Source organism: Natronomonas sp. (genome assembly GCF_046483325.1).
Taxonomy (GTDB): domain Archaea; phylum Halobacteriota; class Halobacteria; order Halobacteriales; family Haloarculaceae; genus Natronomonas.
This window is the reverse complement of sequence record NZ_JAWODL010000012.1, coordinates 21,244-41,554: the sequence shown is the minus strand read 5'-3', so window position 1 is coordinate 41,554 and position 20,311 is coordinate 21,244. Positions and strand designations below refer to the sequence as shown.

Sequence of the window (20,311 nt, the reverse complement as noted above, 5' to 3'; positions counted from 1 at the left end):
GAGGCGTGGCGAACGTGACTGCCATCGGAGAAGAAGCGTCGTATACGCTAACGTCGTTATACCTGTTATGTAAACGCGATCCGCGGCTTGCCGTCGGTAATCCGAACGGTTATTCGGTTAGCCCGAAAACAGCGAGGGGTACACGAGCAGTTCCCTCGGCTCTGGACGTCGAGTGATGTACTTAGACGGCGACGGATCGGCAACGGAGGTCCGTCGTACGCGATTTCGGGGCTACCGAGTCCGAACGTACCAGTCGCTACGACCGACGACGGTCAAAGCGCGTCGCGTCGTATCGGAGAGGATTCGGGCGCAACGAAGGGGACAGACGTGTTCCGATATCGAGTACGCAGACCCGACGACCTCTGCGGTGTCTAGTGGTCGCGTGGTGAACAAAATATTTCGACTCAGTCGAAACCATTAATTCTCCGCGGCACGCGGGTAGGGACATGCCCGATGCCGAAAACCGGTCCGTCACGCGCTCTTTCCGGATCGTCGATGCGCTCTCGAAGCACGACGGGATGGGCGTCTCCGAACTGGCAGCGGCGGTCGATCTGCCGGTGAGCACTGTCCACGACTACCTGCAGGCGCTTCGCTCGACCGGTCACGTGGTCAAAATTGGGACCGAGTACCGGATCTCGACGCGGTTTCTGGAGATCGGCCATCGAGATCGACGCCAGCGGGAGATCTACACGGCGGTCGCCGAGGAACTGTCCACCGCCGCCGAGGAGACGGGCGAGCAGGCCACGCTGATCGTGGAGGAGGGGGGCGACGGCGTGCTGTTGGCGGTCGCCGAGGGCGAGCAGGCGGTCGACCTACCGGCATACCCCGGTGCCCGCGTCCCGCTGTACGCGAACGCGGGAGGTAAGGCGATTCTTGCACATGTCTCACCGGACCGCCTCGAAACGCTCCTCGACCGGCAGGCCTTCGAGCCGATCACGAAGCGGACGACGACCGACAGGAACGTCGTGCTCGAACAGCTCGAGACCATCCGCGAGCGAGGATACGCGATCGACCGGGGGGAGCGCATCGCGGGATTCGTCTGTATCGCCGTCCCCGTCCTCGACCGGGGCGACACCGTCCGAGGAGCGATCTGCGTCTGTGGACCCGAAAGCCGGATGACGGAGGAGCGACGCGAGGAGATGCTGCCGACGATCCGGCGGGTGGCGAACATCACGCAGGTGAACATGGATTACGTGTGATGGCGTGATGGGTATCGTGAATGAACCCGTACGAATTATCAGCCCGGGCGGTAATATACTGGTATGACGACAGCGAGCGAACGACAACTCATCGCGGATACCGTCGCGGAGTTCGTCGACCGCGAGGTGCGTCCGGCCGCCGCCGAGGCCGACGAGACGCAGACGTTTCCGGAGACCGTCTGGGACGGACTGGCCGAGTTGGACCTGACCGGCCTCACCGTCTCGGAGGAGCACGGCGGCTTCGACGCCGACCAACTGACCTACAGCATCGTCAACGAGGAGTTGGCGAAGGGCGACCTCTCGGTCGCGACCGCGCTCTCGGTGCACTGTCTCGCGACCTCGTGTATCGAAATGTTCGGCACGGACGCCCACAGGGAAGCGTGGCTCCCCGACATGGCGGCGGGTCGGCCGGTCGGGGCGTTCGCGCTCTCGGAGCCCGAGGCGGGGTCGAATCCCGCCGAAATGACGGCCGAAGCCCGCAAGCAGGGCGACGAGTACGTCATCGACGGGACGAAGCAGTGGATCACGAACGGTCAGCGATCGGGCGTCGTCGTCCTCTTCGCCAAGACCGACCGGGACGACCCCGACACGGTGACGCAGTTTCTGGTTCCGAAGGACACCGACGGCCTCGAGGTCGGCAAAAAGGAGGACAAACTCGGGCTCCGAGCCAGCGACACGACGACGTTGATCTTCGACGGTGCACGGATCCCCGCCGAGAACCGACTCACCGAGGTCGGCGACGGCCTCAAGGCGGCGTTTTCGATCCTCACCGGCGGCCGGATCGCCATCGCGAGTCAGGCGGTCGGCGTAGCCGAGGCCGCCCTCAGCGCCGCCGTCGAGTACGCCGACCAGCGAGAGCAGTTCGGCAAACCGATCTCCGAACACCAAGCGATCGCGCACAAACTCGCAGACATGGCGACGGACGTGCAGGCGGCCCGGCTGTTGACCAGGGACGCGGCCGAAAAGAACGACGACGGGATCGATCCGATGGCCGCGAGCATGGCGAAGTACTTCGCCAGCGAGACGGCCGTGGACGTCGCGAACGAGGCCGTCCAAGTCCACGGTGGCTACGGCTACACCAAGGACTTCGACGTGGAACGGTACTACCGGGACGCGAAGATCACGACGATCTACGAGGGGACATCGGAGGTTCAAAAGGAGATCATCTCGCGGCACCTCGACGGGTGAGGTGCAGACGGCGGCTTACTCGTGCCCGTAGAATCCTCGACCTGTTTTCTTGCCGAGGTCGCCCGCCTCGACCTTCCGCTTGAGCAGATACGCGGGCGTGTATCTGTCGCCCAGTTCCTCGTGGAGCGTCTCGGTCGCGTGCAGACAGATATCGAGGCCTATGTGGTCGGCGAGTTCGAGGGGGCCCATCGGGACGTTCGTCCCAAGTTTCATGCCGCTGTCGACGTCTTCTTTCGTCGCGACGCCCTCGTCGTAGGCGCGGATCCCCTCGTTGATCCACGGCATCAGGATGCGGTTGGCGACGAACCCCGGCTTGTCGTCGGACTCCCACGTCTCCTTGCCGAGGTCCTCGGCGAAGGCGTGGGCCACATGCATGACGTCTTCGGCGGTCTTTTCGCCGCGGACGACCTCCACACCCTTCATCACCGGCACCGGGTTCATGAAGTGGAGGCCGACGACCGATTCGGGGCGCTCGGTCGCGGCGGCGATCGTCGTGATCGACAGCGTCGAGGTGTTCGTGGCCAACACTGTCTCGTTGGGGGCGATATCGTCGAGATCGGCGAAGATATCTCGTTTGACGTCGATCTCTTCGAGCGCGGCCTCGACGACGATATCGCACTCGGTGAGGTCGTCGAGCGCCGTCGTACCGGAGATTCGATCCTCGACGGCTTTCGCCTCCGACTCGGTGAGCGTTTCGTCGCCCACCAGTCGTTCGAGACTTCCGGCGATCGTTTCGAATCCGTTTTCGACGTACGTCTCCTCGATGTCGCGCATGACAACGTCGTAACCGTAGGTGGCAGCAACCTGTGCGATTCCGCTGCCCATCGTTCCAGCCCCGACGACGCCGACCCGGTCGATCGAATCGAGTGCTCGTACCATGCTCGGGGGTTCGTGCAGTTTTCGATTAAGCGTTCCGAAACGGACGTGAGCACCAATATGTCAATAAGATTATTAGAAGAGCAACGTTTTTGCAGATAGCTGGAGTCTGTAGGAGTAATGTTTGATAACGACGATCTCGAAGCGATTCGCGACCGAAAAGCGGAGTGGGAATCGGAGACGCTCGATCCGTTCCTGGAGCGCGGCGAGAGAAAAGACCGGTTCGCGACCGTCTCGAACCACGAGGTAGACCGGCTCTACACCCCCGAAGACATCGACGATATCGACTTCGAAGAGGACATTGGCTTCCCCGGCGACTCACCGTACACCCGCGGCCCGTACCCGACGATGTATCGGGGACGAACGTGGACGATGCGGCAGTTCGCCGGGTTCGGAACTGCCGAGGAGACCAACGAGCGGTTCCACTACCTGATCGACGAGGGGCAAACCGGGCTCTCGACGGCGTTCGACATGCCGAGCCTCATGGGAATCGACTCCGACCACCCGATGAGCGAGGGCGAGGTCGGCAAAGAGGGCGTCGCCGTCGATACGCTCCGGGACATGGAGATCCTCTTCGACGGCATCGACATCGGCGAGGTGTCGACCTCCTTTACTATCAACCCCTCCGCGGCGGTCATCTACGCGATGTACATCGCCCTTGCTGACGAGAAAGGCGTGCCCCGTGATGAGATCCGAGGGACGCTCCAAAACGACATGCTCAAGGAGTTCATCGCCCAGAAGGAGTGGGTGATTCCGCCCGAGCCGTCGCTCGACGTCGTAACCGACACCATCGAGTTCGCCGTCGAGGAGACGCCGAAAATCCACCCGGTTTCGATCTCCGGATACCACATCCGCGAGGCCGGCTCGACGGCCGCTCAAGAGGCCGCCTTCACGCTCGCGGACGGGTTCGCGTACGTCGAGGACTGTCTCGACCGCGGGCTCGACGTCGACGACTTCGCGCCGCTGCTCTCGTTTTTCTTCAACTCCCACAACTCCATCTTCGAGGAGATCGCGAAGTTCCGCGCCTGCCGCCGGGTCTACGCGAACGTGATGGAGGAGTGGTACGGGGCCGAGAAGGAGGCCTCGAAGCGGATGAAGTTCCACACCCAGACGGCCGGGCAGAGCCTGACGGCCCAACAGCCGCTCAACAACATCGTTCGGGTGACTATTCAGGCGCTCGCCGCCGTGATGGGCGGCACCCAGTCGCTGCACACGAACAGCTACGACGAGGCGCTCGCGCTGCCGAGCGAGGAGGCGGTTCGAGTGGCGCTGCGGACCCAACAGATCATCGCCGACGAGTCGGGTGCGGCCGACATCGTCGATCCGATGGGCGGCTCCTTCGCCATCGAGAAACTCACCAACGAGATGGAGGCCGAAATCATGGCGTACATCGAGGAGATCAAGGAGATGGGCGACGGCTCGGTTCGCGACGGCGTCCTGAAGGGGATTCCGGACGGCTACTTCCACCGCGAGATCCAGGAAGCCGCCTACGAGTACCAACAGCGCGTGGACGCGGGCGAAGAGACCGTCGTCGGGGTGAACAAATACGAGATCGAAGAGGACACCGAACCCGAGCTCCTCCACGTCGACCCTGAGACGCGCGATCGACAGCTCGGCCGGCTCGAGGCAGTCAAGGAAGAGCGCGACGACGAGGAAGTCGAGGCGTGTCTGGACGCGGTCCGAGAGGCCATCGAGAACGACGAGAACGTCATGCCACCGATCATCGACGCGGTGAAAGCCTACGCGACCATGGGCGAGATCATGGCAGTCTTCGAGGACCACTACGGCGCGTATCAGGAGACGCTCGTCACGGCCTGAAGGCGGGGCGATTTGGACCACCGATTCTTTCTTTCGGCTGTGTCGAAAGTCGAAAATCGGTCCCGGTCAGAACGGGAACAGCGACCCCGCATCGGAATCGCGGACGATCAGTTCGATCTCGTGGCCGTCCTGATCCTTGGTGAACGCGTACATGTTGTCGCACGATTCGGGGTCACGGTAGTCGGGCGCTTCGCGGATCATTAGTTGCTCCCAGTCGTCGTGGAGGTCGTCGAGTTGGACACAGAGGTGCCCCCAGCCGTCGGCCTCGGTGTAGGTTCGGCCGTCGTAGTTGTACGTCAACTCGACGCTCATCGCCTCCTCGGGGGCGTCCTCGGGTTCGACGAAGTAGTTCGCGAACGTGTCGGCCTCCCAGCGGCGGGTCTCGACGTAGTCGAACTTCCGGACCCAGTAGCCGAGCGCCTCGTCGGCGTCCTCGACCCTGATCATCGTGTGATCGAGACTCCACCGGGAGCCGTGGTCGCGCTGGACGATCTCGATCTCGTGGCCGTCGGGGTCCTTCACGAAGGCGTATCGGCCACCGCAGGATTCGGGGTCGCGGTAGTCCCCGACGCCGCTCGCCATCAACTCGTCGTAGGCGTCCTCGAGATCGCGGACGCGAACCGCGATATGTCCCCACGCGTCACCGATCCCGATCTCGTCTTGGCCCTCGTTGCTCGTCAGTTCCAGCATGGCCTCGTCGCCGCCCATGTCTTCGGGCCCCATGTAGACGATGGTGAAGCCGTCGCCGTCGTGGCGGTCCTTCAGTTCGTAGTCGAGGTGGGTTTCGTACCAGTCGATCGAGGCGTCGATGTCCGCGACGCGAATCATCGTGTGGTCGAGCGTGCCTTTCATACTCGACGCCTTAGCGAGCCGAGCACAAAAACGTAGGGTCATCAACGAGTCGAGACCGAGCTGATCGACGGCGGTCGCCGCACAGTCGGGAGTATCTTCATCGGGCAAACGGGGGAGTGCGACGAGACTCGTCGGCGGCGTATATTTCATCACAGAGTTATCGGTGTTATGCACGCGCCGATTTGGGCGTCCGAGCGAGGCGGTTCACACATGCTGCAGCGGATGACGCCAGACGAGTGGGTGTGTTCAGTATAAGTGAATAGCGAGTTAAATTTTTCAATATTATATAACTGGAAAAATTTTTCGGGGGACAAATATAAGAAACCACCCTCAAAAAGGGAGATATGATTCGGAAAACGTCCGCCCGGCAGGTCAAGTCGGTCCGGACCGGTTTCAGGATTATCGAGATCCTGCAGAACCACGACGGCGCCGGGCTCGACGAACTGGAACGACAGGTCGGGCTGGCGAAAAGCACCGTCCACAACTACCTCTCGACGCTCGAGTCGATGGGATACGTCGTCGAACGCGACGGTACCTACTACCTCGGCCTCCGTTTTCTAACGCACGGAATGGCGGCGAAGAGCCGGCTTCGCATTCGAGGTGCGGTGGCGGACTCACTCGGGACGCTCGCCGAATCGGTCGACCAACCCGTCTGGTGGATCACGGAGGAGCACGGTCGCGGGCTCTTCGTCGAGTCAGCCGTTCCGGACGGGGCGACACCCGTGTACGGCCGCGTCGGCAAGCGGTCCTACCTCCACACCCACGCGCCGGGGAAGGCCATCCTGGCGTCCCTTCCGGCTACCTACGTCGAGGATATCGTCGAGCATCACGGGCTCACAGCCCACACCAAAGAGACGATCCAGAAGGCCGAACGGCTCGATTCGGAGCTGGCGGCGATCCGGGATCGGGGTTACGCGGTCGGCGACGGCGAGTCAGCACTGGGCGTCCGGTCGGTCGGGGTCGCCTTCGAGGGTCCCGCGAGCGGCCACCACGGTATCGGGATCTTCGGGTACTCACACGACTTCAGCACGCCGCCGGACCGCGAGGTGACAACGGCGCTCGGGCGCGCGGTCGCGGACATCGATGCCGAGACGGAGGTGAACTGACGTGTCGAGCGACCGCCCACCGGGCGACGTCGAGACGCTCGGCGGTGCCCTCGAGTGGAAGGCACAGACGGCACCGGACCGGCGGTTCTTTCGGTACGACGAGTGGGAGACGCACGCCGAATTGAACCGGGCGGTAAACACCGTCGCGAACGGACTCTCCTCTCGCGGAGTCGACGTTGGCGATACCGTCTGTCTGTTCATGTACAACTCGGCCGAGTACGTCCACCTGTACTTCGCGCTGGCGAAACTCGGCGCGATCGTCGCTCCAATCGATACCCGGTTTACCGGCGAGACGCTCGCCGCAGCGCTCTCGAAGTCGGAGGCCGAGACGATCTTCGTCGACGAACGGACACGAGAGGCCTACGAGGAGGTCCGTGCGGACCTACCGAACGTCACGTCGGAGTATTTCGTCGGGAGACGCCGCGATAGACCGTACCGGTCATTCGAGTCGCTGCTCGACGCCGACGGCGATCGCGCGCCGGCCGCCGACCCGGGGCAAGCCGACACCGTCTCCGTGACCTTCGTCCAGCGCCGCGCGACCGAGCAGCCCAAAGGGGTTCGACTCCCGCAGTACTCCTACGTCAACACCGGCTGGGAGGTCGCGACCGATCTCTTCGGGTTCGGGCCCGACGACCGAATATTCACCACGCTCCCGCTGTACAGCATCTTCACGTTCCAACTCGGGGTCGTCGGAGCGCTCTTCGGCGACGCCGAGTTCGTGTGTTCGGACCCGTTCGACCCGGACACGTACTGGCGGCACGTCGGCGACTGTGAGGCGACGGTGATACTGTATTTGGGCCGGCTGTTATCGGTGCTGTACAACCGATCGACCGGTCCGGAACCGGCGGCGGAGACGGTCGGGATGGCGATCGGTCACGGCTTCGGCTTCGGCACCGACGAGACGCTCATCCGTGAGTTCGAGTCGCGCTTCGACATCACGGTGTTGGAGGGATACGGGGTTACGCAAACGTCGACGATTGCCACGTACAACACCCCCGACGACCGCCGGATCGGGTCATCCGGAAAGCCGGTCTCGTACGCCGACGTCGAGGTAGTCGACGAAGACGACTGGCCCGTCGATGCAGGCGAGTCCGGCGAGATCGTCATCCGCCCGAAGCGGCCCAACACGATGCTGCAGGGATACCTCAACGAGCCCGAACAGACCGTCGAAGTCTGTCGAAACCAGTGGATTCACAGCGGTGACATCGGGTACAAAGACGAGGACGGCTTCGTCTACTTCATTGCCAACGAGGACAACTCAATCTACCGCGGCCGGATCGCTGGCCGCGTCTCCTCACTGGAGATTCAAGGCGTCATCGATGCCCATCCGAGCGTTCGCGAATCCGTCGTCGTCGGCGTCGAGAACCGAAGCGGCACCGAGGAGATCAAGGCGGTCGTCATCCCCGAGGACGACGCAGAGGCGGCGTTGAGCCCGATCGACGTCTACAGACACTCCAAACGATCGCTCCCCTACCTCAAGGTGCCCCGCTACATCGAGATCAGAACCGAGATACCGCGGAGCCCGACCGGTAAGATCAGGCGTAAGCGCCTTCGTGAGGGCGGCGTCGGATCGGCATGGGACCGCGAGGCGGGCTACGAGTTCAGCCAGTAACGTCGCGTCGGGCGAAAACGGGCATCGCGTCCGTCCCCGCGGCTCGGTCAGTTCTCGGGACCCTTCAACGACAGCGCGGTGCGCTCGAACGAACAGACCAGCGGCTCCTCCGGCTCGTTCACTTTGAACACCTCGACATGCATCGTCACGATCCCGCGCTCGCCGTCCGACGTCTCACGTTTGTCCGTCACCGTCGATTGGACTCGGATCGTGTCGCCGTGAAACACCGGTTCGGGGTGCTCGACGTTGTCGTACGAGAGGTTTGCGACGATGGTGCCGTCGGTCGTGTCGGGAATCGTGATCCCGACGGCCAGACTCATCGTATAGAGCCCGTTCACGAGCCGTTCGCCGAAGTCGGTGTCGGCGGCGAACTCGGCGTCCAGATGCAACGGCTGTTGGTTCATCGTCATATCGCAAAAGGCCTGATTGTCGGCCTCCGAGATGGTGCGTCGTTTCCCGTGTTCGATGGTCTCGCCGACCTCGAACTCCTCGTAGTAGCGTCCGGTCATAGTACCGTCCCGTGTTTTTTGTCCGGGCGATCCTTCTCGACGTTCTCGTAGAACGCGAACCGGTTCTTCAGCTCCTCGCGCAGCGTGCTCGGCGGGACGATCTCGTCGATGACGACCTCGCTTCCCATCCGTCGCGCGTCGATGTCCTCGCGGTACTCCTCGCGGAGTTCCCGCTCGCGTCGTTTCCGCTCCTCCTCGTCGTCGATCGCCGCGAGCTTGTTCGCGTAGACGGCGTTGATCGCCGCCTCCGGGCCCATGATCGCGATCTCACCGGAGGGGAGCGCGAGCGTCGATTCGGGATCGTATGCCGGACCGCTCATCGCGTAGATCCCGGCTCCGTAGGCCTTCCGGACGACGACGCACTGTTTCGGCACCGTCGCCGACGAGGTCGCGTAGATCATCTTCTTGCCCTGTTCGAGGATGCCCTCCTTTTCGACCTGTGAGCCGGCCATGAAGCCCGGCGTGTCGGCGAGGTACAAAAGCGGGATATTGTAGGCGTCACAGGTCCAAATGAACCCGGCGGCCTTTTCGGCGGAATCGGGGAAGATCGCGCCGGCGCGGTGGGCCGGCTGGTTGGCGACGATACCGATCGATCGCCCGTCGATGCGGGCGAAGCCGGTCAGGATCTCCTTGCCGTACTCCGGACGGAGTTCGAACCACGAGCCGGCGTCGACGATCCGATCGATCAGATCGACCATGTCGTAGCCGCGATTCGGTTCCTGCGGGATGACGCCGTCGATACCCCTCGGCGGTTTGGCGGGCGCGACCGGATCGATCCGCGGCGGCTTTTCGTCGCTGTTGTTCGGCAGATAGCCGATGAGCTTGGCGACGAGCTCGCGGGCGTGTTCCTCGTCGTCGGCGACGAGATCCGCGCTTCCGGAGTGCGTGGCGTGTACGTCCGGACCCCCGAGGTCTTCGAGGCTGATCTTCTCACCGGTGACCATTTCGACCATCCGCGGGCTCGCGATCGCCATCGAACTCATTCCGCGAACCATGATGGTGAAGTCCGCGAAAACCGGCGTGTAGGCGGCTCCGGCGATACAGGGGCCGTACAACACGCATATCTGTGGAACCCGCCCAGACAGCATCGAGTGGTTGTAGTAGTACTTGCCCACCCCCTCGCGGTTGGCGAAGAAGCCGGTCTGTTGGTCTATCCGACCACCGGAAGAATCCATCAGGTACAACACCGGCTGCGCGGTCTTCAGCGCGCGCTGTTGCATCCTGAGGAACTTCTCGACGCCCTTTGCGGCCATGCTGCCGCGCTTGACCGTATAGTCGTTGGCCATGAAGTGGACGTTCCGCCCTTCGAACTGTGCGCCGCCGGTGATGAGACCGTCCGCGGGAAGCACATCGTCGGCGTCGAACTCTGCGAACTTGCCGTCCTCAAAGAGGAAGCCGTCGCCGTCCGAGTCGTCGTCGAACCACAGATCGATCCGATCGCGGACGAACTTCTTGCCCTGTTCGGGGAGTTGTTGTTTGTACTTCTCCTTGCCGCCGGATTCGATCTCCTCGATCTGCTCCCACAGGAGCTCTTCGCGCTCCGTGGGGCCGAGATCGAGGTCGGCTTCGGGGTCGGCATCGGCCGTGAATTCGCTGTCCCCGTCGCCGTCGTAACTCGCGTGACCCAGTTCCTCGCCGTCCGCCGAGAGAACCGTCACGTCGTCGCCGAACCGTTCGGCGAGCGCCTCGGCGACCGCGCGTGCCTGTTCGACCGCCATATCGTCGGAAACTTTGACTCGCATGTGTGTTCACTCCAAAGTTAGCAACGTATCGCCCTGATCGACGGAGTCGCCGGCCGAAACGGCAACGTCGGCGACGGTGCCGTCCACCGCGGCGACGACGTCGTTTTCCATCTTCATCGCTTCGAGCACGCAGACCACATCGCCGGCCGACACCGTTTCGCCGGCCGAGACGTCGACGGAGAGGATCGTCCCCTGCATCTCGGCGGTGATCGCGCCAGCCTCCGCGGGCGAGGCCCCGCCCCCATCTCCGGCATCGCCGGCTGCGGCGTCCTCGGCCGCGACGAGACCGTTCTCGACGAGCACCTCGAAGCGCCTGCCGTCGACTTCGACGGTCAGCGTTCGAGCTGACGCCGGCCGGGCGCTCGCCCCGCCGGCGGTCGATCCCCACCGCTCGACGGCGTCGGTGAGCCGCTCCGGAGGGAGTTCCTCGTCGAGATACCTCGTCGTGTGCTCGCCGCCGCGGAAGACGTCGTTCTCGAGCATCAACCGGTGAAACGGGATCGTGGTGTGGACGCCCTCGACCTCGAAGTGTTTTAACGCGCGCTGAGAGCGCCGAAAACATCGCTCTCGGTCGGGGGCGTGGACGATCAGTTTCGCGATCATCGAGTCGTAGTCGCCGCCGATGTCGTCCGCCTGTGAGACGGCGTGATCGAGCCGAACCCCGACGCTTGAGGGCGGATCGTACGTTTCGAGGTGTCCCGGCGTCGGCGCGAACTCGTTTGCGGGGTTTTCGGCGTTGATCCGAAACTCGATCGCGTGGCCGTCGAAGCCGACGTCATCCTGCTCGAAATCGAGTTCCTCGCCGGCGGCGACGCGGATCTGCCAAGCGACTATGTCGATGCCGGTGATCTCCTCGGAGACGGTGTGTTCGACCTGGATCCGGGTGTTGACCTCCATGAAATAAAACGCCGGCCCTGCGGCGTCGCTGCCTCCCCCTCGTTGTGCCTCCGGCCCAACGCTATCTTCGACGAGGAACTCGACTGTCCCCGCGTTCGTGTAGCCGGCCTCCCGGACGCCGCGACGGGCCGCCTCGCCGATTTCCTCCCGCAACGCGTCCGAGAGCGCCGGGCTCGGCGCCTCTTCGATGACTTTCTGATGGCGACGCTGGAGCGAGCAGTCGCGCTCGCCGAGATGACGGACGTTTCCGTGCTCGTCCGCGAGAATCTGAACCTCGATGTGTTTCGGCGAGTCCAGATACGTTTCCACGTAGACGGAATCGTTGTCGAAGTAGGCCTCACCCTCCCGTTTTGCCGCTTCGAGTGCGTCTTCGACCTCGGCCGCGTCGCGGACGATCTTCATGCCGCGACCGCCACCGCCCCCCTCAGCTTTGATCGCGATCGGATAACCGTACTCCTCGCCGAGTTCGGCGACCGTCTCGGCGTCCTCGACCGGGTCGTTCGTCCCCGGAACGACGGGGACGCCAGCCTCGTCCATCACGGTGCGGGCCTTCGTCTTCTCGCCCAGCCGCTCCATCGTCTCGCTTTTCGGACCGACCCAGGTGATCCCCTCGGCGTCTTCGACCCGACGGGCGAAGTCGGCGTTTTCGGCCAAAAACCCGTACCCAGGATGGATCGCGTCCGCGCCGGCTCGCTTCGCCGTCTCGACGATGGTTTCGCCGTCGAGATAGGAGTCGGCTGCGGGTGCGGGCCCGACGTTGTACGCCTCGTCGGCGTAGGCGACGTGACCGGCGTTGCGGTCGGCGTCGCTGTAGATCGCGACCGTCTCGATTCCGAGTTCCTCGCAGGCGGCCATCACGCGGATCGCGATCTCGCCTCGGTTCGCAACGAGTAGTTTCTCGAACATGTTTAGTAGGATTTCGGGAACCCGATCTCCTGGCTGATGTGGTTGTAGGCCATCTGTTGGGTGACGGGCGCGAGGCGAGTGAGGTTGATCTCGCGCCACCAGCGCTCGACGTCGTACTCGGTGGCGTATCCCCAGCCGCCGAAGGCTTGCATCGACTGTTTGACCGTCTCGATGCCGGCCTCGACGGCGGTCGCCTTCGCGATGTTCGTCTCGTAACCGCAGGGTTCGCCCTGATCGTAAAGCCACTCGGCCTTCCGTCGCATCTGGGCGGCCGCCTCCATACGGGCGTACGGTTTCGCGATCGGAAACGAGACCCCCTGGTGAGTGCCGATCGGCGTGCCGAACACCTCGCGGTCGTTGGCGTAGTCGATCGCGGTGTGGGCCGCGAGTTTACCGATCCCCGTCGCCGCCGCCGAGAACCCGATCCGTTCGGGGTTGAGCGTGCTGACGAGCGCCCACCAGCCGTCGTCGCGATCGCCCAGCAGATTCTCCTCGGGGACCCGAACGTCGTTCAAAAAGACCTCGCAGGACTTCGAGTAGTTTATCGCGTGTTTCTCGATCGGGGAGACGTCGATTCCGGGCGAGTCCATGTCGATGATGAACAGGCTGATACCGTCGGTACCCCGGTCGACCTCCTCGCGTGGTGTCGTGCGCGTGACGATGATCATGTCGTCGGCGCGATCGGAGAACGTGATCCACGCCTTCTGGCCGTTGAGGACGTACCCGTCGCCGTCCTTTTCGGCATGGGTTGCGACGTTGAGCGTGTTCGTCCCCGCTTCGGGTTCGGTGATTCCGATAGAGAAGTTCCGATCGCCGGTCGCGATGTCCGTCAGATACGTTTCCTTCTGTTCGTCGGTACCGTACCTGTTCAATCCGACGGTCGCCATGCCGGCGGTCAACACGAGATACCAGGTCCCGGCCATCCCACAGCCTTCCGCACACAGCGTCTCCATCGCCAAGCCGAGTTCGGCCATCCCCATTCCGGCACCGCCGTACTCCTCGGGCACGAGGAGACCGTGGAAGCCGGCCTCACCGAGTTCGTCCCAGAAGTCCGCCGCGAACTCCCCGTTTTCCTCCCTCTCTCGCCAGTACTCGGGGCCGAACTCCGTCGCGATCTCCGTCGCGGTCGAAGAGATCATCGAGTGTTCGGCACTCGTCTCGAATGTCATGGTCGTTCCTCGTCTGTATTCGGTCGTTCATCCCATTTAGTAGTTTGTGTCCGGGGACTCGACGACGCGTTTCTACACCCTCCGCGCGTCGAAACGCGAGGATTCCTCCGTTGGGGGTTCGGCTACTGACCCACGGAGGCAACTTGCGGGTTCGTGCACGCTTCTTTGAGACGTTCGTGGGGGTGTGGTTTCCCCGACCACTCGTGGTCGTCCCACGCGAACCGTGCTTGAAAACGCCGCGCGTTTTCAGCATCCCCGAAACCGTCGGTTTCCGAGGACACGGGTCGTGCCATCGGTATGACTTCGCAATCACTGTTTTCCCGAAGGGACGTCTCCGAGGCCGTAAACACCCGAAGCCGAAAATCGAGCGAATGATTTAAATAATCATGTTCGTATGTAGGGATCGTACCAGCATGAACATAGATGACAATACACCAGAGACTGCTGTTCACAGTCGACGGGGATTCTTGGGTAAGGCAGGTGGAGCCGCCGCAGCGGCCACGACCGTCGGGCTAGCGGGCTGTTCGGGTAACGGCAACGGCAACGGTAACGGTAACGGTGGCAACGGTAACGGTGGCAACGGTAACGGTGGCAACGGTAACGGTGGAGTCACCGAGATCGACATTCCCGCACTCTACGACCTGAGCGGGGGGACCGCCGACGTCGGTCGGCCGACCGGCATCGGGTCGCGGGACGCGATGGCCTGGCTCAACGAGAACGACGAGGTCGATTTCGAGATCGTCCACGATTGGGTCGACTACGCCTACGAAGTTCCCCAGGCCCAACAGAACTACGACAGCTTCACGTCCAACGGCGAACCGCCGATCATCATCGGCTGGGGGACCGCTGACACGGAGGCACTGGCCAGTGACGTCGCGGCCGACGAGATCGTCTACATCTCCGCGTCGTATTCCGACGGACTACTCGGCGGGGAGACGCCGTACAACTTCTTTGCGAACCTCGATTACACCAGCCAGGGGCGTGCACACCTGAAGTGGATCGCCGACAACGACCCGGACGCGACGATCGCGTACATCCACAACACGACCCCGTTCGGTGAGACCCCCGTCGAAGGGGGGGAGGCCTACGCCGAGGAACTCGGGCTCGAAGTCGTCGACAGCATCGCCCTCGAACTCGACGCCAACAGCGCCAACACGCAGGTCCAGCGAGCCGAAAGCAACGACGTCGACTACCTCATTCACCAGAACACGGCGGCACCGATGCAGGTGCTTTTGAGCTCCATCGAGGAGCGAGAATCCGACATCGAGGTGATGGGACTCACCTGGACCGTCGACGAGTTCCGCGCGCAGGAGGCACCCAATCTGTTCGAGGGCGTCAGATACGTCAACTCGAACGTCTCGTTTGCCCAAGCGATGGACTCCGATGCCGATGGGTGGCAGATCATCGAGGAGTCGTTCGAGCGCGAGGAGCACAGCATGGACGACCCCGAGATCGCGAACATCAACTACGTCCGCGGTGTCGTCCACGCGCTGTTGGCGGTCGAAGGGATCCGTCACGCCCAGGAAATGGGCCTCGATCCGACCGACGGCGCGAACGTCCGGGAAGCGCTCATCGACATGGACGACTTCGACGCCTGGGGGCTGTTGCCCGAGACCTACGACTATCAGGACGGCGACCGCCGACCGACGATGAACGGACAGACCTACGTGGTCGAGGACGGCGAGATGGTCCCCGATGAGATGGTCGAGCTCGAACGTCGCGAGGACTGGCTCCCGTAATATGAGCGAGACCGAATCGAGCGGCTGGACGGCTGGGAACGACGAGCCGCCGGTCGTCGAACTCGACAACGCCGAAATCGTCTACGACCGGAACTTCCTGGCCGTGCAAGGCGTTTCGATGAAAGCCGACCGCGGCGACATCGTCGCGCTGCTCGGCCCGAACGGGGCCGGGAAGTCGACGATCCTGAAGATGATCTCCGGCATCGGGCGCTCCGAGCGCGGCGAGGTGACCCGCGGTGACGTCTTCTATGAGGGCGAGAAGGTCACGAACTTCCGGACGAAAGATATGGTCGATCGTGGGGTCACCCATATCCTGGAGGGAAGACGCGTCTTCGCGGATCTGACCGTCGAGGAGAACCTCCGGTGCGGGCTGTACCGCCAGGGCCGGCGGATCAGATACGATAAATCGGATTACGAGCTCGCCTTCGACTATTTCCCGCAGCTCGAGGACCTCCTCGACGTGCAGGCGGGATACACGAGCGGCGGCGAACAGCAGATGCTCGTCATCGCCCGGGCGCTGATCCACCGGCCGAACCTCCTGTTGCTCGACGAGCCGTCTCTCGGTCTCGCACCGAAGCTCGTCCAGGACATATACGAGACCCTCAGGGAGATCAACCGCGAGGAGGACATTACGATGATCATTGCGGATCAAAACGCACAGCGGACCCTCGAGATCGCCGATTACGGATACGTCCTCGAGAACGGCCAGATCGAACTCAACGACCCCGCCGACGTGCTGATGAACCGCGAGGAGATCAAGGAGTTCTATCTCGGCACCAGCAGCGAAGAGAGCCGATATTCGGACATCCGCCACTACAAGATACGGAAGCGCTACACCTGAATACATGAGCACCCAGAATACACGAACGACGGGCGGTAACGCAGGTATCAGAGGCGGCCCGTACGTCCCACCGGACGATGCCGTACTCGGCTGTCGGAACGTGACGAAGACCTTCGGCGCGATCACCGCCTGCGATGACGTCTCGATCGGTATCGACGAGGGGGAGTGGGTGTCGATCGTCGGGCCGAACGGAGCCGGAAAGACGACGCTGTTGAACGTTCTCAACGGGTTTTACGACCCCGATCCGGGCGGCGAGATCTTCTTCAAAGGGGAGAACGTGACCGCCGATCGGGCGTTCAAGCGGGCGCGAAAGGGACTCGGACGAACGTTTCAGGGGCTCGAACTGTTCGAGGAGGAGGACGTCCTCGAGAACGTCATGACGGTCCGGGCGGTCAAGGAACGCCCGAATCTGCTCTCGGCGCTCGCGTTCTACGGCACCGGGCGGAGGGTCGAAGCCCGGAACATGCAACGGGTCGAAGATATCATCGATTACCTCGAACTCTGGGAGTACCGCCACAGCACCGTGTCGAGTCTTCCGCTCGGCATCCAGCGCCGGGTCGATCTCGCGCGGTCGCTCGCGCTCAATCCCGACGTGTTGTTGCTCGACGAGGCGATGAGTGGACTCACGTTCGACGAGAAGTACGATATGGTCCGGTTCCTGGCCGATCTCAACGAGGAGGAGGGGTTGACGCTCGTCATGATCGAACACGACCTCGAGGTCGTCACCGACGTCTCCGAGCGGATGATCGTGCTCAACAAAGGTGGCGTCATCGCACGCGGGCCGCCGGACGACGTGACCGACGATCCCGAGGTTCAAAACATCTACACGGGGGTGGACTGAGATGGCCGACGCCGAAGAGGGCCTCACCGAGCACAAAGGGGGCGACGGGCCGACGATCGACCGGATCGTCGAACCGCCCGAAGGCGACATCGACATCGTCGAGGACACCGCACTCCCCGAAGTGCTCTTGGACCACGTCCAAAAGAACGGCGACGACATCGCGCTTCGGTGGAAGCAGTACGGCGTCTGGCAGGAGTTCACCTGGCGAGAGTACTACGACCGCGTCAAACACTTCTCGATGGGGCTCGAAACGCTGGGGTTCGACGAGGGTGATATCCTCTTTACCATCGGCTACAACCGGCCGCACCAGCTGTGGGCGTGGATGGGCGCACAGACGCTCGGCGGGATGGCCGCGCCGAATTACGAGGACATGCTTCCCGAGGCGGTGGGCAACCAGCTCGAACTCCTCTCGCCGCGGGTCGCCTACGCCGAAGACCAGGAGATGGTCGACAAACTCCTCAAGGTCGTCGACAGGGCGCCCTCGATCGAGGCGATCGTCTACCGCGACGAGAAGGGAATGTTCCGATACGACGACACGGAGGTCCCCGTGATTAGTTACGAGGAGATCGAGACGCGTGGAAAGGAGCGCTTCGACGGCGGCGAGGTGACCGATTCCGATCTCGAAGCGCGGATCCGAAACGTCGATCCCCACGAACCGGCGATGTTACCGCCGACCTCCGGAACGACCGGCATGCCAAAGCGCGTCCAGCTTTCGCACTTCAACTTCGTCAATCTCGCGAACGCGGCCATCGAGATCGACCCGCTGCCGGAGGGGTCCGATTACTTCTCGTACCTGCCGATGGCCTGGATCGGCGAACAGATGATCCTCATGGCCGCGGCGTTTTTGGGCGGTTGGACGGCCAATTTCCCGGAGGAGGCCGAGACCGAAAGCGAGGATCTCCGCGAGATCGGCCCGGAGATCATCTTCTCGTCGCCGGGCGCATACGAAGGGTGGGTCGCCGATATCAAAGCGAAAATCGAGAACACGACCCGGCTGAAGCGGTGGGTCTACGAGAAGGCGATGGACGTCGGCGAGCGCCACGCCGAGTACGTCAGCGGCGACAAGCGCGACGAGGAACCGTCGGCTCTTCTCCGATTCCAACACTGGATCGCCTACTGGATCGCCTACCGACCGATCCTCGACAAGATCGGACTCAAGCGGGCCAAGAACGTCTACACGGGCGGCGGTCCGCTCGGCGAGGATCACTTCCAGTACTACCACGCGCTCGGCGTGCCCCTGAAGCAGATCTGGGGACAATCCGAGGTGTGTGGCTTCGTGACGATGCACCGAAACGAGGATATTCAGGTCGAGACCGTCGGCGAGGTGTTCCCGAACGTTCGCGTCGGGATCACGCCGGAGGGCGAACTCGTCGTTCGCGGTCCCGTCGTCACCTCGGGGTACTACAACCAGCCCGAAAAGACCGCGGAGGCCCTCGACGGTGAGTGGCTCCACACCGACGACTTCGGGGCGATCACCGAAGACGGCCACATCAAGGTGTTCGACCGTATGGACGACGTGATGGAGCTCTCGGACGGGACCGCGGTCGCTCCGATCAGCGTCGAGACGAAGCTCAAGTTCAACCCGTACATCAAGGAGGCGCTCATCGTCGGGGCCGGCCGCGACTCGCTCGCTGCCGTGTTGAACATCCGCTTCGACAACGTCGCCGAGTGGGCGGACCAACGGGACATCCAGTACGCCGGATACAAGGACCTCACACAGAAGCAACCAGTGCTCGAACTCCTCCGCGGGGTCGTCGCGGACACGAACGAGCGACTCGAGGGACCGGCCATCGATCGGTTCGTCATCTTGTTCAAGGAGTTCGACGCCGACGACGGCGAAATGACGCGAACTGGCAAGATCAGACGAGAGGTCGTGACGAACAGATACGAGGAGTTAATCGAGGGGATATACAGCGACGAAGACACGGTCGAGATGGACGTGACAATAACGTATCAAGACGGCAGAGAGTCGCGTGAGCGTGGCGAGATGACGGTCGTCGATCTGACCGAATCCGACGCGCTCGTGGAGGGTGAGATCGATGGTTGACGTCGCAACCCTCTTCGAGGTCATCGTTACCGGGATCGGTCTCGGCGCGGTGTACGCTCTCGTCGCGATCGGGTTCTCGCTCATCTACAAGGTGACGGGTGTGCTCAACTTCGCACAGGGGCAGTTCGCGCTGCTCGGCGCGTACCTCGTGGTCGTCCTCACCACGCCGCTTTTGATCGCGGTCGAGTTGCCGGCCGCCGCGGCGATCGTGGTGACGCTGATCTTCGGATTGCTGCTCGGCATCGTTCTCGAGCGAGTGATATTCCGACAGTTCATCGGGGAGCCCGTGCTCTCCGTGATCATCGTCACGCTCGCGCTCGGCGGGATCATCACGGGCGGCATCCGGTTTCTGATCGGCCCGCAGTACCGCGCGTACCCCGAAGCGCTTCGCCCGGACTGGAGTCTGCCGCTCCCGTTCGGGGTGGACCTGAGTGCCTCTTTCACCCTCGGCGTCGTCCTGTCGCTCGTGGTCGTGATCGCGCTCATGCTGTTTTTCAGATATACCGTGCTCGGCTCGATCCTCCGCGCCGGCGCGAGCGACCAGCAGGCCGCGATGGTGCTGGGCATCTCGATCGAGCGGACGATCCTGTTGTCGTGGGCGCTCTCGATCGCCATCACGTCGATCGGCGGACTGCTGTTCGCGATGTCGGCGGGGGGTGCGGGTTTCACCATCGAAGCGGTCGGCATCCTGATCTTCGCCGCCGTCGTCTTCGGCGGGCTCGACAGCATTCCGGGCGCGTTCCTCGGCTCGCTCGTCGTCGGCCTGATACAGCAACTCGGCGCGTACTACGCCGAGCCGATCGTCGGCCCGGGCGTCGGGCAAGTGCTGCCGATGGTGTTCTTGCTCGTCGTCATCCTCGTCAAGCCGTACGGACTCTTCGGAACCGAACGAATAGAGAGGCTCTAACCATGGCATCAAACACACGATACGCACGGACCGAATCGACGTCGACCGACGCGGCTACCGGG

16 protein-coding genes and 1 pseudogene are annotated in these 20,311 nt (G+C 63.0%); 10 read left to right on the top strand and 7 right to left on the bottom strand.

From position 1 onward, the window contains the following. Positions 1 to 446: 446 nt before the first annotated feature. Both R6U53_RS03100 and R6U53_RS03095 read left to right on the top strand, forming a co-directional pair. A complete protein-coding gene (locus R6U53_RS03100; RefSeq protein ID WP_410320905.1) occupies positions 447 to 1,199 on the top strand; it encodes an IclR family transcriptional regulator in 753 nt (250 codons plus the stop codon). A gap of 63 nt (positions 1,200 to 1,262) precedes the next feature. Then, the gene (locus R6U53_RS03095) at positions 1,263 to 2,387 is read left to right on the top strand and encodes an acyl-CoA dehydrogenase family protein (RefSeq protein WP_410320904.1); all 1,125 of its coding nucleotides are present in this window, start codon (positions 1,263 to 1,265) and stop codon (positions 2,385 to 2,387) included. 15 nt (positions 2,388 to 2,402) lie between these two features. On the opposite strand, the gene R6U53_RS03090 is transcribed toward R6U53_RS03095, so the two are convergent. Then, positions 2,403 to 3,266, bottom strand: a complete 864-nt coding sequence (locus tag R6U53_RS03090) for a 3-hydroxyacyl-CoA dehydrogenase family protein (protein WP_410320903.1) — start codon at positions 3,264 to 3,266, stop codon at positions 2,403 to 2,405. Between the two features lie 117 nt (positions 3,267 to 3,383). Between R6U53_RS03090 and R6U53_RS03085 the strand changes: the two genes are divergently transcribed. Continuing rightward, positions 3,384 to 5,081, top strand: coding sequence for a methylmalonyl-CoA mutase (locus tag R6U53_RS03085; protein WP_410320902.1), 1,698 nt, complete (start codon positions 3,384 to 3,386; stop codon positions 5,079 to 5,081). A 66-nt stretch (positions 5,082 to 5,147) separates the two neighbouring features. On the opposite strand, the gene R6U53_RS03080 is transcribed toward R6U53_RS03085, so the two are convergent. Continuing rightward, a complete protein-coding gene (locus R6U53_RS03080; RefSeq protein ID WP_410320901.1) occupies positions 5,148 to 5,933 on the bottom strand; it encodes a VOC family protein in 786 nt (261 codons plus the stop codon). 344 nt (positions 5,934 to 6,277) lie between these two features. Here R6U53_RS03080 and R6U53_RS03075 point away from each other — a divergent pair, with 344 nt between their 5' ends. After that, positions 6,278 to 7,039 (top strand): IclR family transcriptional regulator, encoded by a 762-nt coding sequence (locus R6U53_RS03075; RefSeq protein WP_410320900.1) that lies wholly within the window; start codon positions 6,278 to 6,280, stop codon positions 7,037 to 7,039. 1 nt (position 7,040) lies between these two features. After that, positions 7,041 to 8,651, top strand: coding sequence for a class I adenylate-forming enzyme family protein (locus R6U53_RS03070; protein ID WP_410320899.1), 1,611 nt, complete (start codon positions 7,041 to 7,043; stop codon positions 8,649 to 8,651). 47 nt (positions 8,652 to 8,698) lie between these two features. On the opposite strand, the gene R6U53_RS03065 is transcribed toward R6U53_RS03070, so the two are convergent. The 5 genes and pseudogenes from R6U53_RS03065 to R6U53_RS03045 all read right to left on the bottom strand — a co-directional run. Next, entirely contained in the window at positions 8,699 to 9,160 is a 462-nt protein-coding gene (locus R6U53_RS03065; protein WP_410320898.1) for a MaoC family dehydratase, read from the bottom strand. Next, positions 9,157 to 10,902 (bottom strand): acyl-CoA carboxylase subunit beta, encoded by a 1,746-nt coding sequence (locus tag R6U53_RS03060; RefSeq protein WP_410320897.1) that lies wholly within the window; start codon positions 10,900 to 10,902, stop codon positions 9,157 to 9,159. Before R6U53_RS03060 ends, R6U53_RS03065 begins: the two co-directional genes overlap by 4 nt. A 6-nt stretch (positions 10,903 to 10,908) precedes the next feature. After that, positions 10,909 to 12,705 carry an acetyl/propionyl/methylcrotonyl-CoA carboxylase subunit alpha gene (locus R6U53_RS03055; RefSeq protein ID WP_410320896.1) on the bottom strand — a complete coding sequence of 599 codons (1,797 nt, stop codon included), beginning with the start codon at positions 12,703 to 12,705 and terminating at the stop codon, positions 10,909 to 10,911. A 2-nt stretch (positions 12,706 to 12,707) separates the two neighbouring features. Then, positions 12,708 to 13,874, bottom strand: a complete 1,167-nt coding sequence (locus R6U53_RS03050; protein WP_410320895.1) for an acyl-CoA dehydrogenase family protein — start codon at positions 13,872 to 13,874, stop codon at positions 12,708 to 12,710. A gap of 122 nt (positions 13,875 to 13,996) precedes the next feature. Then, positions 13,997 to 14,218 (bottom strand): annotated as a pseudogene (locus tag R6U53_RS03045) (hypothetical protein); the annotation flags it as partial. Between the two features lie 69 nt (positions 14,219 to 14,287). Here R6U53_RS03045 and R6U53_RS03040 point away from each other — a divergent pair. From R6U53_RS03040 to R6U53_RS03020, 5 genes are read left to right on the top strand one after another with little or no spacing between them, the layout of a single operon-like run. Further along, positions 14,288 to 15,613: an ABC transporter substrate-binding protein gene (locus R6U53_RS03040; RefSeq protein ID WP_410320894.1), complete on the top strand. Its 1,326-nt coding sequence runs from the start codon at positions 14,288 to 14,290 to the stop codon at positions 15,611 to 15,613. A 1-nt stretch (position 15,614) separates the two neighbouring features. Next, positions 15,615 to 16,454 (top strand): ABC transporter ATP-binding protein, encoded by an 840-nt coding sequence (locus tag R6U53_RS03035; protein ID WP_410320893.1) that lies wholly within the window; start codon positions 15,615 to 15,617, stop codon positions 16,452 to 16,454. A 4-nt stretch (positions 16,455 to 16,458) separates the two neighbouring features. Then, positions 16,459 to 17,295, top strand: a complete 837-nt coding sequence (locus tag R6U53_RS03030; RefSeq protein ID WP_410320892.1) for an ABC transporter ATP-binding protein — start codon at positions 16,459 to 16,461, stop codon at positions 17,293 to 17,295. Between the two features lies 1 nt (position 17,296). Beyond that, positions 17,297 to 19,342, top strand: a complete 2,046-nt coding sequence (locus R6U53_RS03025) for an AMP-binding protein (RefSeq protein ID WP_410320891.1) — start codon at positions 17,297 to 17,299, stop codon at positions 19,340 to 19,342. Beyond that, positions 19,335 to 20,249, top strand: coding sequence for a branched-chain amino acid ABC transporter permease (locus R6U53_RS03020; protein WP_410320890.1), 915 nt, complete (start codon positions 19,335 to 19,337; stop codon positions 20,247 to 20,249). The genes R6U53_RS03025 and R6U53_RS03020 overlap by 8 nt, the downstream gene beginning before the upstream one ends. Positions 20,250 to 20,311: the final 62 nt, after the last annotated feature.